At 63.0% G+C, this 15,221-nt stretch carries 13 protein-coding genes; 8 read left to right on the top strand and 5 right to left on the bottom strand.

All coding sequences use genetic code 11. From position 1 onward, the window contains the following. Window positions 1–15 precede the first annotated feature (15 nt). From NIT7645_RS07515 to cysE, 6 genes are all read left to right on the top strand, one after another. A complete protein-coding gene (locus NIT7645_RS07515; protein WP_008562155.1) occupies window positions 16–672 on the top strand; it encodes a DUF2460 domain-containing protein in 657 nt (218 codons plus the stop codon). Next, window positions 669–1,658, top strand: coding sequence for a phage/gene transfer agent baseplate hub protein (locus NIT7645_RS07510; RefSeq protein WP_008558879.1), 990 nt, complete (start codon window positions 669–671; stop codon window positions 1,656–1,658). The genes NIT7645_RS07515 and NIT7645_RS07510 overlap by 4 nt, the downstream gene beginning before the upstream one ends. Beyond that, a complete protein-coding gene (locus NIT7645_RS07505) occupies window positions 1,655–2,170 on the top strand; it encodes an NlpC/P60 family protein (protein WP_008560647.1) in 516 nt (171 codons plus the stop codon). Before NIT7645_RS07510 ends, NIT7645_RS07505 begins: the two co-directional genes overlap by 4 nt. Next, window positions 2,170–6,174: a baseplate multidomain protein megatron gene (locus NIT7645_RS07500; RefSeq protein ID WP_050686421.1), complete on the top strand. Its 4,005-nt coding sequence runs from the start codon at window positions 2,170–2,172 to the stop codon at window positions 6,172–6,174. Before NIT7645_RS07505 ends, NIT7645_RS07500 begins: the two co-directional genes overlap by 1 nt. Continuing rightward, complete coding sequence (locus NIT7645_RS07495; protein ID WP_037302327.1) at window positions 6,174–6,479, top strand: DUF7742 family protein; 306 nt, start codon at window positions 6,174–6,176, stop codon at window positions 6,477–6,479. Before NIT7645_RS07500 ends, NIT7645_RS07495 begins: the two co-directional genes overlap by 1 nt. 330 nt (window positions 6,480–6,809) lie before the next feature. After that, window positions 6,810–7,628: a serine O-acetyltransferase gene (gene cysE, locus NIT7645_RS07490; RefSeq protein ID WP_050686419.1), complete on the top strand. Its 819-nt coding sequence runs from the start codon at window positions 6,810–6,812 to the stop codon at window positions 7,626–7,628. Between the two features lie 217 nt (window positions 7,629–7,845). Here the strand turns inward: cysE and NIT7645_RS07485 are convergent, their stop codons facing one another. From NIT7645_RS07485 to NIT7645_RS07465, 5 genes are all read right to left on the bottom strand, one after another. Beyond that, window positions 7,846–9,174 (bottom strand): pyruvate dehydrogenase complex dihydrolipoamide acetyltransferase, encoded by a 1,329-nt coding sequence (locus NIT7645_RS07485; RefSeq protein WP_008559507.1) that lies wholly within the window; start codon window positions 9,172–9,174, stop codon window positions 7,846–7,848. Window positions 9,175–9,186: 12 nt separating this feature from the next. Then, window positions 9,187–10,569, bottom strand: coding sequence for a pyruvate dehydrogenase complex E1 component subunit beta (locus NIT7645_RS07480; RefSeq protein WP_008562425.1), 1,383 nt, complete (start codon window positions 10,567–10,569; stop codon window positions 9,187–9,189). Window positions 10,570–10,585: 16 nt separating this feature from the next. Beyond that, window positions 10,586–11,599 carry a pyruvate dehydrogenase (acetyl-transferring) E1 component subunit alpha gene (pdhA, locus tag NIT7645_RS07475; RefSeq protein WP_008559129.1) on the bottom strand — a complete coding sequence of 338 codons (1,014 nt, stop codon included), beginning with the start codon at window positions 11,597–11,599 and terminating at the stop codon, window positions 10,586–10,588. A gap of 643 nt (window positions 11,600–12,242) precedes the next feature. Further along, window positions 12,243–12,542: an FtsB family cell division protein gene (locus tag NIT7645_RS07470; protein WP_008562084.1), complete on the bottom strand. Its 300-nt coding sequence runs from the start codon at window positions 12,540–12,542 to the stop codon at window positions 12,243–12,245. A gap of 230 nt (window positions 12,543–12,772) precedes the next feature. Further along, window positions 12,773–13,963 (bottom strand): phosphoglycerate kinase, encoded by a 1,191-nt coding sequence (locus tag NIT7645_RS07465; protein WP_008560767.1) that lies wholly within the window; start codon window positions 13,961–13,963, stop codon window positions 12,773–12,775. A gap of 189 nt (window positions 13,964–14,152) precedes the next feature. Between NIT7645_RS07465 and NIT7645_RS07460 the strand changes: the two genes are divergently transcribed. Then, a complete protein-coding gene (locus tag NIT7645_RS07460) occupies window positions 14,153–14,659 on the top strand; it encodes a peptidylprolyl isomerase (RefSeq protein WP_008559671.1) in 507 nt (168 codons plus the stop codon). Then, window positions 14,652–15,200 (top strand): peptidylprolyl isomerase, encoded by a 549-nt coding sequence (locus NIT7645_RS07455; RefSeq protein ID WP_008561680.1) that lies wholly within the window; start codon window positions 14,652–14,654, stop codon window positions 15,198–15,200. The genes NIT7645_RS07460 and NIT7645_RS07455 overlap by 8 nt, the downstream gene beginning before the upstream one ends. The last annotated feature ends 21 nt before the right edge of the window (window positions 15,201–15,221 follow it).

Genomic DNA, 15,221 nt, shown 5'->3' with positions numbered 1-15,221 from the left:
TTCCGGAGATCTGACATGGACCAGACCGCCCCAATCGCCCCCAGCTTTCACGACGTACGCTTTCCCGCATCGCTGAGTTTTGGCTCCATCGGCGGGCCAGAGCGGCGCACCGATGTGGTGACGCTTGCCAATGGGTTTGAAGAACGCAACACCCCTTGGGCCCATTCGCGCCGCCGCTATGACGCGGGACTGGGGCTGCGCAGCCTCGAAGACATCGAGGCCCTGATCGCGTTTTTCGAGGCGCGCCAGGGCCAGATGTACGGGTTTCGCTGGAAAGACTGGTCCGACTACAAATCCTCTGCCGCGTCGCAGGAGGTGCGTTTTGACGATCAGGTCATCGGCATGGGGGATGGGGTCCGGCAGGATTTCCAACTGACCAAGAGCTATCGCTCTGGCGCACAAAGCTATGATCGCCCGATCAGCAAACCCGTGGTGGGGTCGGTGCGGGTGGGTGTCGAACAGGACGCGCTGCAGGAGGGGGTGGATTACACCCTTGATGCATCGACCGGCCTGATCCGGTTCACTCACCCGCCGGAATCCGGCCTCGCGGTGCGGGCGGGGTTCGAGTTTGACGTGCCGGTGCGGTTTGACACGGACCGCATCCAGACCAGCGTTGCCTCCTTTCAGGCCGGTGATGTGCCCAACGTCCCGGTCGTGGAGCTGCGGGTATGAGCGGGCCAGAGACACCAACCGCAGCCAAGGGCGGCATGAGCGCGGCGTTCCAGGCCCATCTCGCCACCGGGCTGACGACGCTGTGCCGCTGCTGGGCGGTGCGCCGCGTGGACGGGGCGCGCTATGGGTTTACCGATCACGACTGCGATCTGCAGTTTGGCGCCACTGGCGCGGATGCGGCGGGCTTTGAGGATCTGCGCTTTCGGGCGGGCACCGGGCTGAACGCGCGCAGTCTGGAACAGGCGACGGGGCTCGCCATCGACAACAGCGAGGCGCTTGGCGCGCTGAGCGATGTGGCGATTTCAGAAGCAGAGATCGACGCGGGCCGCTTTGATGGCGCCGAGGTGCGCTGCTGGCTGGTGAACTGGACGGATGTCTCGGTGCGCTGGTTGCAGTTTCGCGGCCATTTCGGCCAGATCCGCCGTGCAGGTGGTGCTTTTGAGGCAGAGCTGCGGGGCCTGACGGAGGTGTTGAACCAGCCGATGGGGCGGATCTACCAGAAACCGTGCACTGCGGTTCTGGGCGATCGGCAGTGTGGCTTTGATCTCAGCACGCCGGGGTATCGGCTGGAGACGACGGTTGCGGGTCTTGAGGATGCGCAGTTTCTGACGTTTGCAGCGCTTATGGGGTTTGAACCGGGCTGGTTTGCAGGCGGGCGCCTTGATGTGCTGAGCGGCGAGGCCCGTGGGCTCTGGGCGATGATCAAGAGCGACCAAACTGTGGCAGGCAGTCTTGGGGATGCGATCACCGCGCCTGACCCCCAGGGCAGCCACCGTCGTCTTACCCTGTGGGAGCCGATCCGCGCCGCGCTGAGGCCCGGAGACGCGATCCGCCTGACGGCAGGTTGCGACAAGCGGTTTGCCACCTGCAGGGCGCGATTTGACAATGTCACGAACTTTCAGGGGTTTCCCGACATTCCGGGCGAGGACTGGGTGATGAGCGTGCCGCGCCAGAGCGGCAGCAACACCGGGGGGAGCCGCAGATGAGCCAGCCAACAGGTGACACGATCGTTGCGGCTGCGCGCCAATGGCTTGGCACGCCTTATGTGCATCAGGCCTCTGCGCTGGGGGCCGGGTGCGACTGTCTGGGGCTGATCCGGGGTGTCTGGCGCAGCTGCTACGGAACAGAGCCCGAGCATCCGCCCGCCTATACAATGGATTGGTCCGAACCACAGGGCGAAGAGGCGCTGTGGCAGGCGGCTTTGCGCCATCTCGCGCCGAAACCGAGTGAGGCGGAGGCCATCGGGGATGTGATCCTGTTTCGCATGCGCGCGGGTGCAGTGGCCAAACATGTGGCGATCCAGACCGCCGTCGATGCGCCCGCGCGGTTCATCCACGCCTATTGCGGCCATGGCGTGGTGGAAACCGCGCTCAGCAGGCCCTGGCAGCGGCGGATCGTGGCGCGCTTTGCCTTTCCGATGCAGGTGCCTGCGGGGTGCAGCAACACGCGCGGCGAGGGCGATGCAGACAGTGACGCAGTTGGTGAAGAGGTGATGTGATGGCGACCATTCTTTTGTCGGCAGCGGGTGCTGCGCTTGGTGGATCTGTGGGTGGGGCTGTTGCGGGCCTGTCCTCGGTTGCGATTGGCCGCGCCCTTGGGGCCACTGTGGGGCGCGCCATTGACAGCCGTCTTTTTGGGGCAGGCAGCGAACCGGTAGAGACCGGCCGCGTCGAACGCTTTCGCCTCACCCATGCCAGCGACGGCCAGCCGGTGGCGCAGGTCTTTGGCCGGATGCGGGTTGGCGGGCAGGTGATCTGGGCCTCGCAGTTTCGCGAAACCACTACCACCACCGGGGGCGGCGGCAAGGGCGGCGGCGCGCGCCAGCCCCAGGTCACCAGCTACAGCTATGACGTCTCACTGGCGATTGCGGTCTGCGGGGGAGAGATTACCCATATCGGCCGTGTCTGGGCCGATGGCGAAGAGGTGGCGCCCAAGGATCTCAACATGACGGTCTACCGGGGCACCATGGATCAGGCGCCCGATCCGGTGATGGAGGCGATAGAGGGAGCAGGGCAGGTGCCAGCCTATCGCGGCACCGCCTATGTGGTGATGGAGAACCTGTCGCTGGAGCGCTTTGGCAACCGGGTGCCGCAGTTCTCGTTCGAAGTGCTGCGCGCCGAACAGCCCGACAGCAGCAGCTATGATCTGGACCTGCCACAACTGGTGCAGGGGGTGGCGCTGATGCCGGGCACGGGCGAATATGCCTTGGCCGCCACTCCGATGCATTACGATCACGGCCCCGGACAGGCCAAGCCTGCCAATTCTCACAGCCCCTCGGGAGAGAGCGACCTTGTCACCTCTCTCGATACGCTGGAGGCAGAGCTGCCAAACTGCGGTGCGGCCTCGCTGATCGTGTCGTGGTTTGGCAATGACCTGCGATGCAGTGCCTGTCAGATCCGCCCCAAGGTAGAACGGCACGAGGTCGAAGGCGCCAATATGCCGTGGGGCGTTGCCGGGATTGGTCGGGCCGAGGCAGAGTTGATCGCGCGGGTGGAAGACCGGCCCATCTATGGCGGCACCCCGACCGATCAGGCAGTGATGGAGGCCATCCATGCGCTGCAGGCGCGCGGCCAGCGGGTAATGTTCTATCCCTTCATCCTGATGGACCAGCTCGCAGGCAATGACCTGCCCGACCCCTGGACCGGTCAGACCGGCCAGCCGCATCTGCCCTGGCGGGGGCGGATCACCCTGTCTGTGGCTCCGGGGCAGACCGGCAGCCCCGATGGCAGTGCCGCTGCGCAGAGCGAGGTTGCGGCCTTCTTTGGTCAGGTGACAGCTGCGGATTTCACCATCACCGTGGGCAAGGCTGCGCAGAACGGCCAGCCTGCCAGCCCCGGCAGCGTCACCTATAGTGGCGATCCAGAGGATTGGGGGCTCGCGCGGTTCATCCTGCACAACGCCGCACTTTGTGCAGCGGCGGGTGGGGTAGAGGCCTTTTGCATCGGCTCAGAGATGCGCGCGTTGACCCAGATCCGCGATGATCAGGGCTTTCCCGCGGTTGCCGCGCTGCGCGATCTCACCCAGCAGGTGCGCCAGATACTGGGGGCAGAGACCAAGATCGGCTATGCAGCGGACTGGTCCGAATACTGGGGCTACAAAAGTCCGGAGGGAAACCGCTATTTCCACCTCGACCCGCTCTGGGCAGATCCGGAGATCGATTTCGTCGGGATCGACAACTACATGCCCCTGTCCGACTGGCGCGCAGGCGAGGATCATCTGGATGCTGAGGCCGGTGCGCCCAGCATCTATGATCTCGACTATCTGCGCGGCGGCATTGAAGGGGGCGAAGGCTATGAGTGGTATTACCACTCAACCGACGCCGAAGCGGCCCAGATCCGCACCCCGATCACCGATGGCGCCCATGATGAGGCCTGGGTGTGGCGTTACAAGGATATCCGCAACTGGTGGTCCAATCCCCATCATGACCGGATAGACGGAATGCGCGCAGCCTTGCCCACCGAATGGGAACCCAAAAGCAAACCCATCTGGTTCACCGAACTGGGATGCGCCGCCATCGACAAGGGCAGCAATCAACCCAACAAGTTTCTCGATCCCAAAAGCTCGGAATCCAAACTGCCAAAACATTCGGACGGTCAGCGTGACGACCTGATGCAACTGGCCTATCTGCGGGCCGTGTTGGGCTATTGGCAGGAAGAGGGCAGAAATCTGATCTCGGACATCTACGGCGGGCCCATGCTGGATATGTCCAATGCCTATGTCTGGGCCTGGGACGCGCGCCCCTTTCCCACCTTTCCCAATGCGCTGGGCATCTGGAGCGACGGAGATAACTATCTGCGCGGCCATTGGCTGAACGGACGGGTAGGGCAGCGCAGCCTTGCCTCGGTTCTTGAAGAAATCTGTCTCGGGGCCGGGCTCTCCCGCGATGCGCTGGCCCTGACGGGGGTCGAGGGTCTGGTGCGGGGCTACACTGTCAGTGACATCGCAGAGGCCCGCGCGGCCTTGCAGCCCTTGCTGCTGCGCCATGGGGTCGATGCCATCGAACGTGACGGGCTCTTGCAGTTTCGCGCACGATCAGGTCGCGGGGCGCAGCCGCTTGCTCTTGCCGCGCTGGTTGACGGCGAGGAGATCGACGGCACGGTTGAACGCACACGCGCCGCTCAGGCAGAGCTGTCCGGTCGGGTACGGCTGCGGTTTGTCGACTGGGGTGGCCCCCATGATCTGCGGGTGGAAGAGGCGATCCTGCCGGATGAAGCCACACATGGCGTGAGCGATACGGAATTGCCCATGGCGCTGTCCCGCACAGAGGGACGCCAGATCGTCCAGCGCTGGCTGAGCGAGGCCCGCATTGCCCGTGACAGCCTGCGCCTTGAGCTGCCGCCCTCAAAGATGCGCATCGGTGCGGGAGACGTGATCACCCTGCCGGTCCAAGACCCTGCCGCGCTGGGCCGGGATGGTCAGCCCCCCAATCCCACAGCGCAGTATCGCATCGACCGGGTGGAGCAGGGCCAGACCCAGCTGATAGAGGCGGTGCGGATCGACCCGGAGATCTACACCCGCCCCGCGCTGGAGGAAGAGCTGCCGGGCGTGACCCCCTTTGCCGCGCCCGTGCCGGTTTTGCCACTGTTCCTTGATCTGCCGCTCATCAGCGGGGACGAGCTGCCACATGCGCCCCATCTCGCGGTGGTCGCTGACCCCTGGCCAGGCCGCGTTGCGGTGTATGCTGCGCCCGGTGATGCAGACTATGGGCTGGAGGACATTCTGGCCGCGTCTGCCACGGTCGGGGTGACAAACACCGCCCTTGCGGCCGGGCCTTTGGGGCGGTGGGACCGGGGGGCTGCGCTGGAGGTCGACCTGATCCACGGCCAGCTTCATGGCCGCGACCCGCAGGCGGTCTTGAACGGGGCCAACCTGATGGCCATCGGGGATGGCAGCCCGGCCAACTGGGAGCTGTTCCAATTCACCACCGCCGAGCTGATTGCGCCCGGGCGCTATCTGCTCTCAAACCGTCTGCGCGGGCTGCAGGGCAGCGATGCCCGGATGCCGCCGCTTTGGCCCAAGGGGTCCTATGTCGTGGCCATGAACGGCGTGCCGGATCAAATCGAGCTGAGCGCCAATCAGCGCGGGCTCAATCGTCATTATCGCATCGGCTCTGCGGCGCGCCCCTATGATGATCCAAGCTACACCCATCTTGAGGCGGCTTTTGGTGGCGAGGGCCTGCGCCCCTACGCACCCGTGCATCTGCACCAGAGCGGCGCGCTGGGCGCAGGCGACGTGACCCTCAGCTGGATCCGGCGTGGACGGATCGACGCGGACCGCTGGGAGGGTGAGGACATTCCGCTGGGGGAAGATCTGGAACGCTATCGCCTGCGTCTGCTGCGCGGGGACAGGGTGCTGCGCGAAGAACGGCTGAGCCAGCCATCCTGGGTCTATGCGGTGTCTGATCAAACCACCGATGCCGTGGCCCCCGGCGACCAGATCGAAGTGGCGCAGATATCGGCGCGTTACGGCGCTGGGGCTGCGGGCCGTCTGAGGCTCTTGTGATGCGCCGTCCGGTTATGCCGATCGATGTGACCTCTGTTGCGCGGGCCCTGCTGGCGGTGGCCCCGGCGCAACGGCAGCGGCTGTGCAGGCGGATCTTTGCCGGGGCCGGGCTGGCGTTGCGCCACCACCAGCACACCGGTCGCTGCTGTCGCCTCTGGGGCGATGGCTCGCTCTCGGGAGCGGCGCGCCGCTTTACCCTCGCCGATGAACCCTTTCTGGATCATCCCGGCTATCTCGCCTGCACCCGCATGGTGCTGGCACATCTTGCAGATCATGCAAGCGCGGACCCATCACCGCCCGCCTGATGGGCCGGAGCACCGGGCACAGGGGCGCGTTCGTCCTGGGCGCGACCGTCATTGTCATCTTTCTGAAAATACTCAAAAAAACTCAAACCCCGGTCCGGTCGATCTGCACAGGGGGCGTGCAACGATGCACATGTCTCGGGTGAATGCTAATTAATCGCTTTGAAAACAATGGGTTGCGGTCGCTTCCGGAAGGAAATCCCCACCGCCGCATCTGCCCCCCCGTGCCGATTTCCCGACATATGAGCGTCGCTGATCCCCCTGATCACAATATTGCGGTTGGTGTTTTTTCGCTTAGATAGCTATCCTGCGAAGAGCACAGGAGGCCAAGCCATGCTTGAGACGCGCCAAGCCGTCAGTTCAGTCGACCCCGTCTGGGACAAGATCACCACCGAGGCGCAGGACGCCGTGACCCGTCAGCCGCTGATGGGTGGGTTGATCCACGCCTGTATCCTGCACCATAAGTCGCTGGAAAAGGCGCTGTCGTATCGGATCGCCGCGAAACTGTGCTCCAACGAGATGTCGATGGTGATCCTGCGCGAGATCGTCGATCGGGCCTATGACGAAAATCCCGATCTGGTTGCTGCAGGACGGGCCGATCTGATGGCGGTCTATGAACGCGATCCCGCCTGCCACCGGCTGTTGCAGCCGATCCTCTACTTCAAGGGCTATCAGGCGGTGCAATGCTATCGCGTGGCCCATTGGCTGTGGACGCAGGGAGATTACGACCTGGCCTATTTCTTCCAGATGCGGATCTCGGAGATTTTTGGCGTTGATACCCCCCCCGCCGCTCGCATCGGCCGCGGGATCATGATCGACCACGCCCATTCCATCGTGATCGGCGAAACCGCCGTGGTGGGGGACAATGTGTCGATGCTGCATTCTGTCACGCTTGGCGGGACCGGCAAAGAAGAGGAAGACCGCCACCCGAAGATCGGCGACGGTGTGCTGATCGGGGCAGGGGCCAAGGTGCTGGGCAACATCAAGATCGGCCATTGCTCGCGGATCGCTGCAGGCTCTGTGGTGCTGCAAGAGGTTCCTCCCTGCAAAACGGTTGCTGGCGTGCCGGCCAAGATCGTCGGCGAAGCAGGCTGCGATCAGCCCGCAGTCAGCATGAACCAGGTGCTGACAGGCGGCAGCAAAGACAGCTGACCCATCGCGCCCAGTCGATTCGAAAAGCCCGGATCTGATGATCCCGGCTTTTGTTTTTTGGGCGGTGGTTTTTGAGTATTTTTTGGAAAGATGACGGCGCTGGGGGCTCGGGCGGCGGTGTTTTTTGCGGGCGGGGTTGGCCAAATAAAAATGCTCCGGGATGAACTCCCGGAGCATTGAGGGGCGGGCGTGGTGCCTGCGGTTTTACAGCGGCTGATCAGGCCAGCATCGTCATCGGGTTTTCGAGGTTTTCGACGATGGCTTTCAGCAGGTCCGCGCCAAGGGCACCGTCGATGACACGGTGGTCAACGGACATGGTGACGCTCATGACGGTTGCGACTTTCAGCTCGCCGTCTGCCCCCACCACAGGTTTCTTGACGCCGGAGCCGACGGCCAGAATGCCTGCATGCGGCGGGTTCACGATGGCGTCGAAGTTGTCGATGCCGAACATGCCGAGGTTGGAGATCGCAAAAGAGCCGCCCTGGTATTCATGGGGCGCCAGTTTGCGGTCGCGGGCGCGCTTGGCGAGGTCTTTCATCTCGGCCGAGAGGGTCGAGAGGGACTTCATGTCGCTATCCTGCAGCACCGGTGTGAACAGCCCACCTTCGATGGCGACAGCAACCGCCACGTCGGAGGATTTCATCTTGAGCACGCGATCACCGGCCCAGACGGCATTGGCATCCGGCACGGCCTGCAGCGCCAGCGCCACGGCCTTGATGATGAAGTCGTTGACCGAGAGTTTCACACCACGGCCCTCGAGCTGCTTGTTCAGCTCAGCGCGGAACTTCAGCAGGGCATCCAGCTGGATGTCGCGGCGCAGGTAGAAGTGCGGGATGGTCTGCTTGGCTTCGCTCAGGCGCGCGGCAATGGTCTTGCGCATTCCGTCAAGCGCCACTTCCTCGTAGTCGCGGCCTTCGTACATGCGGGCCACCTGATCGGCTGTGGGCCCGGAAGCTGCGGCAGCGGCAGCCGGGGCTGCGGCTGCTGGCGCTGCGGCGGCGGGGGCTGCTGCGGCGGCCTTTGGTGCGGCGGTTGCGTTTTCTACATCGGCCTTGACGATACGACCGCGGGGGCCGGAGCCTGAGATATCCGCAAGGTCCAGACCCTTGTCAGCGGCAATGCGGCGCGCCAGGGGGGATGCGAAGATGCGCGAGCCATCTGCGCCAGCCGGAGCAGCCGGGGCAGGGGTCGCCGCGGCGGCGGCCTGTGCGGGGGCTGGGCTTGCGTCTTTGGACGCTGCCGGGGCGGTGTCTTCTGCTGCAGCCGGGGCCGCCGGGGTGGCGCCGATGTCATCGGCGCTTTCGCCGTCTTCCAGCAGGATGGCGATGGGGCTGTTGACCTTCACGCCTTCGCTGCCTTCTGCGATCAGGATCTTGCCGATCACGCCTTCGTCGACGGCCTCGAATTCCATCGTGGCCTTGTCGGTTTCGATTTCCGCCAGCAGGTCGCCGGAGGCGACAGTGTCGCCTTCCTTCACGAGCCATTTGGCGAGCGTGCCTTCCTCCATCGTGGGAGAGAGGGCGGGCATCAGGATTTCGGTGGGCATCGCTGTCTCTCCTTACCGGTAGGTCACTTGCTTCACGGCGGCGATCACCTCGTCGGTGGTGACCAGCGCGTGTTTTTCAAGGTTGGCGGCGTAGGGCATGGGCACGTCCTTGCCGGTGCAGTTGATGACGGGGGCATCAAGGTAGTCGAAGGCTTCCTGCATCACGACAGAGGAGATGTAGGAGCCGACAGAGCCTTGCGGCCAGCCTTCTTCAACGGTGACCAGGCGGTTGGTCTTCATCACCGATTTGATGATGGAGCCGGTGTCCATCGGGCGGATGGTGCGCAGGTCGATGACCTCGGCGCTGATGCCTTCCTCGGCCAGTTTGTCCGCCGCCTCAAGGGCGTAGGTCATGCCGATGCCGAAGGAGACAATCGTGACATCGCTGCCCTGGCGCCAGATGCGGGCTTTGCCGAAGGGCACGGTGAAGTCATCCATCTTCGGCACGTCAAAAGAGCGGCCATAGAGGATTTCGTTTTCCAGGAAGACAACGGGGTTGTTGTCGCGGATCGCGGTTTTCAGCAGGCCCTTCGCGTCAGACGCGGAGTAGGGCATCACCACCTTGAGACCCGGAACCTGCATGTACCATGCGGCGTAGTCCTGGCTGTGCTGGGCGGCAACGCGGGCGGCGGCACCGTTGGGGCCACGGAACACGATCGGGCAGCCCATCTGACCGCCGGACATGTAAAGCGTCTTGGCGGCAGAGTTGATGATGTGGTCAATGCCCTGCATCGCAAAGTTGAAGGTCATGAATTCCACGATCGGACGCAGCCCGCCAAAGGCGGCGCCAGAGGCGATGCCGGCAAAGCCATGTTCGGTGATCGGGGTGTCGATCACGCGCTTGGCGCCGAATTCGTCCAGAAGACCCTGCGAGATCTTGTAGGCGCCCTGGTACTCGGCGACTTCCTCGCCCATCAGGAAGACGTCTTCGTCACCGCGCATTTCTTCGGCCATCGCGTCGCGCAGAGCTTCGCGGACGGTGGTCTGCACCACCTCTGTGCCTTCGGGCCAGTCGGGGCTGTCGTCCACTTCCGGTGCGGCGGGCGCTGCTGCGGCTGCCGGGGCCGAAGCAGGCGCCGCTGTTTCAGCGGGGGCCGCGGCCGGGCTGTCAGCCTCTGCTGCTGCAGGTGCGGCGATATCGTCTGCGCTTTCGCCTTCCTCGACGAGGATCGCGATGGGTGCGTTGACTTTCACGTTTTCGGTGCCTTCGGCGACCAGGATCTTGCCAACGATGCCTTCATCGACGGCTTCGAATTCCATCGTGGCCTTGTCGGTTTCGATTTCGGCCAGGATATCGCCGGAGTTTACGGTGTCGCCCTCTTTGACCAGCCATTTGGCCAGGGTGCCTTCCTCCATGGTCGGCGACAGGGCGGGCATCAGGATTTCAGTTGCCATGTCTTGTTCTTCCCTCTCAGGCGTTGTCCTGCGGCAGCTCGTCCGCATAAATGTCGGTCCAGAGTTCCTCGAGCGCGGGCTCCGGGCTTTCCTTGGCGAAATCGGCGGACTTGTTCACGATGTCCTTGATTTCCTTGTCGATCGCCTTGAGGTCGTCTTCGCTGGCGTGGTTGCCGGTCAGCAGCATGTCGCGGACCTGCTCGATCGGGTCACGTTCCTCGCGCATTTTCTGCACCTCTTCACGGGTGCGGTACTTGGCGGGGTCGGACATGGAGTGGCCGCGGTAGCGGTAGGTTTTAACCTCAAGGATGTAGGGGCCTTTGCCTGCGCGGCAGTGGGCGACAGCGCGTTCGCCTGCCTCTTTCACGGCCAGGACATTCATGCCGTCCACTTCCTCGCCTGCGATGCCATAGGCTTCGCCGCGCTTCCAGAGGGCGGGGGATTTGGTCGAGCGCTGCACCGAGGTGCCCATGGCGTACTGGTTGTTCTCGATCACGAAGATGACCGGCAGATCCCAGAGCTGCGCCATGTTGTAGGTTTCATAGACCTGACCCTGGTTGGCCGCGCCGTCGCCAAAGTAGGTAAAGGTCACACGGTCGTTGCCTTTGTACTTGTCGGAGAAGGCAAGACCTGCCCCCAGGGGCACCTGTGCGCCAACGATGCCGTGGCCGCCGTAGAAATGTTTCTCCTTGGAGAACATGTGCATGGAGCCGCCTTTGCCCTTGGAGTAGCCGCCTTCACGACCTGTGAGCTCGGCCATGACGCCGTTGGGGTCCATGCCGCAGGCCAGCATGTGGCCGTGGTCGCGGTAAGAGGTGATGCGTTTGTCGCCTTCCTCGGCTGCGGCCTCCAGGCCGACAACCACGGCTTCCTGACCGATGTAGAGGTGGCAGAAGCCGCCGATCAGGCCCATGCCGTAGAGCTGGCCGGCCTTTTCCTCGAATCGCCGGATCAGAAGCATCTCGCGGTAGTATTCCAAGAGCTCTTCGGCAGAAACGTTTGGTTTCTTGACACTTTTTCTCGCAGCCATAGTGGCGGGCTCCCCCTTAAGGCTAGATAGTTTAATGCTAAACTAATTCATAAATCATTTTGCCAGATCATGCGAGCGTTATTATTACGCACCGTCACCAAGGGGTAAACCCGCGGTTTGTGGGGCGTTGCAAGGTATGGGCTGGGGCGCATGGTGGGGCAATTAAGCAGGGGTTTTGAGCGCGCGGAACTGGCGGGGTCAATTTCAAGCGGTCAAAGCCGCTGCTTCGCTGCGCTCCCTGCGTTTGCAAGATCAGGAAAACCAGTGGTGCCAGATCAATGCATCCTGACCCTACGCACCGTCACCAAGGGGTAAACCCGCGGTTTGTGGGGCGCCGCAAGGCATGGGCTGTGGCGCATGCTGGGGCATGGATCTGGGCGGAGGTTTGCCCGGCCCGGCAGGCGCATGATGATGATCCGAACCCAGATCTGCAACCAGATGCGTGAGGGCGGGCAGGGCTGTCTGCCGGGTCTTCGATGATGTTGGGATGCATTGCGCGGGGGCCAGGTGGAGGTATCCCTGGAGGGCGGGCACCTGGCCCTGCGCGAGCGGTGCGGCGGATGGACGCCGCAAGCCCCCGATCAGGTATCGGGTTGATCTGACGCCTGTGTCGGGGCTGCGCGCCCGGCGTCAGGTCGTAATCTTAGCGGATGACGATTTCATCCGCGCGCAGCAGGCCCAGAACGGTGCGGGCCTGTTCGTCCAGGAGGTCGAGGTCGAGATAATTATCCGACAGGCGGTGCGTCAGGTTCTCCATCCGCGCGGTTTCGCGCTTCAGCTCGTCAAGATCCTGGCGCAGGGCCTCTGCCTCTGCCTGAATTTCTACCCTGCGAAACAGCCCGAAATCGCCCTGCACGGCGGCAAAGGTGAAATACGCGCTAAGCGCGAATGCAATCGTGGAAAACGCGAATGCGCCAAGAGATGGCCGGGTGCTACGGGTCACGGTAGGTTTGCCTGTATGATCTTCTGCTCAATTTCTGTGCCGGTTGGTCCGGCATCTGCATTAATCATGACACAGGATTTCAGATTTTGGAAACCGAAAAAGTGCAAATAATGAACATTTACTGACAAAAAAGCGCCCCGATCCGGTGGGATGGGGCGCAATTGGTTAATTTTCTGTTAAGGTTTCTGTGGCTCCGCATCCGGTCTGGAGTGCGGTTTTGGCCTCGATCCTCAGCCTTCCAGAGCGGCGACGCCGGGCAGGGTTTTGCCTTCCATCCACTCAAGGAACGCTCCACCTGCGGTAGAGATATAGGTGAAGTCTGCCGCTGCACCGGCCTGATTGAGGGCGGCTACAGTGTCACCACCGCCTGCAACGCTGACGAGCTGGCCGGATTTGGTCAGGCTGGCGGCCTGTTGGGCGGCGGCATTGGTGGCCGCATCAAAAGGCGCGATTTCAAAGGCGCCCATCGGGCCATTCCAGATCAGCGTTTTGGAGTTGGCAAGCGTGTCTGCCACCGCAGCAACGGTTTCAGGGCCCGCATCAAGGATCATCGCATCGGCCGGGCAGGCATCGGCGGCTACGGTTTCGTTTTCGGCGCCTGCCTTGAACTCGCGTGCGACCACGACATCGACGGGCAGCAGGATCTTGCAGCCGGTCTCTTCTGCCTTGGCGAGGATCTCACGGGCGGTGTCGGCCATGTCGTGTTCACACAGCGATTTGCCAACATCAATGCCACGGGCCGCGAGGAAGGTATTGGCCATGCCGCCGCCGATGACCAGATTGTCGACCTTGCCGACGAGATTGCCCAGAAGCTCCAGCTTGGTCGACACCTTGGCGCCGCCAACAACAGCTGTGACCGGGCGTTCTGGCTGGCCCAGTGCGGATTCCAGCGCGGTCAGTTCGGCCTGCATCAGACGGCCGGCACAGGCGGGCAGCAGGCGCGCCAGTGCTTCGGTTGAGGCATGGGCGCGGTGGGCGGCAGAAAAGGCGTCGTTGCAGTAGATATCACCCAGTTGCGCCATTTCGGCGGCCAGATCTGCGTCGTTCTTTTCTTCACCCGGATGGAAGCGGGTGTTTTCCAGCAAAAGAACCGCCCCGTCCGCCAGCGCGGCAACGGCAGCTTCGGCAGCGGGGCCACGGCAATCGGCGACAAATGTGACCGGCGCGCCAAAGGCGGTTTCAAGCGCAGGCACCAGCGGGCGCAGGGACATGTCTTCGACAACCTTGCCCTTGGGGCGGCCGAAATGGGCCAGCAGGATCGGCTTGCCACCTGCGGCCAGGATATCCTTGATCGTGGGGGCGACGCGTTCGATGCGGGTGGCGTCGGTGACGCGGCCGTCTTCCACCGGGACATTGATGTCAACGCGCACCAGAACGCGCTTGCCTGTCAGGTCCATCGTGTCGAGTGCGTTCCAGCCCATGGTCGTATCCTTTTTGGTCGTGGTTTGTCGTCATCTCTGTGGCCGCGCGGGACCCTGTTGGCCCCGGTGGCGTCGGCGCGATGTTTCGGAGCTTTTTGCCGCTCAGTCAATGGCGCTGTGCAATGCTCCCTTGGCAATCTGGGGCTTGAGGCTTAACTATCGGGCAAATGCAAAGAACAGGAGGGCCTCATGGCCGAGATCAAAGATCCCGAAAACACCGTCATCATCGAACTGAAAGACGGCAATGTCGTCATCGAGCTGCTGCCCGATATCGCGCCGATGCACTGTGACCGGATGAAAGAGCTCGCGCGGGAAGGTCAGTATGACAACGTGGCTTTCCACCGGGTGATCGATGGCTTTATGGCGCAAACCGGTGACGTGCAGCACGGCGACATGGAAGACGGCTTTAACCTGCGTATGGCGGGCACCGGTGGCTCCGACAAGAAAGACCTGCCTGCGGAATTCTCTGGCATTCCCCATGACCGTGGCACCCTTGGTGCGGCACGTTCGGCCAACCCGAACTCGGCCAACTCGCAGTTCTTCATCAACTTCAAGGACAACCATTTCCTTAACCGTCAGTACACCGTCTATGGCCGTGTGATCGAAGGTATGGAACATGTCGATGCCATCACCCGTGGCGAGCCGCCTGCGAACCCGGATCGCATGATCTCGGTCAAGGTGGCTGCTGATGCATAAGGCGCTGTCTCTGGTGGCTCTGCTTGCGGCAGGGCCTGCCTTTGCCTCTGGCCTGGAGATCCAGGTCGAGGGGGAGGCCAATGGCACCATCAAGATCGACCTGTTTGAGGATGTTGCGCCCAAACATGTTGAGCAGATCACCGCACTGGCGGCAGAAGGTCAGTATGATGGCGTGGTGTTCCACCGGGTGATCGACGGTTTCATGGCGCAGACCGGCGACGTGCAATACGGCAAGCTGGGCGAAAACATGAGCTACGCGGGCCGTGGCGGTTCCGAGCGTCCCGACCTGCCGGCCGAATTCTCGGACCTGGCGTTTGATCGTGGCGTGGTCGGCATGGCCCGCTCGCAGAACCCCAACTCGGCGAATTCCCAGTTCTTTATCATGTTCGCACCGGGTCATTTCCTCAACGGTCAGTACACCGTTGTGGGTCAGGTGACCGAGGGCATGGATGTGGTTGACGCGATCAAGCGCGGCACCGGCGGCAATGGCGCCGTTGTCGGCCAGCCGGATCTGATGAAGACCGTGACTGTCACCGACTGAATTGTGGGCGACTGAATTGGG

The sequence above is a fragment of the Phaeobacter italicus genome (assembly GCF_001258055.1).
GTDB lineage: Bacteria > Pseudomonadota > Alphaproteobacteria > Rhodobacterales > Rhodobacteraceae > Phaeobacter > Phaeobacter italicus.
Note: the sequence above shows the minus strand (reverse complement) of the source record. Positions and strands in the feature narration are given on the sequence as shown.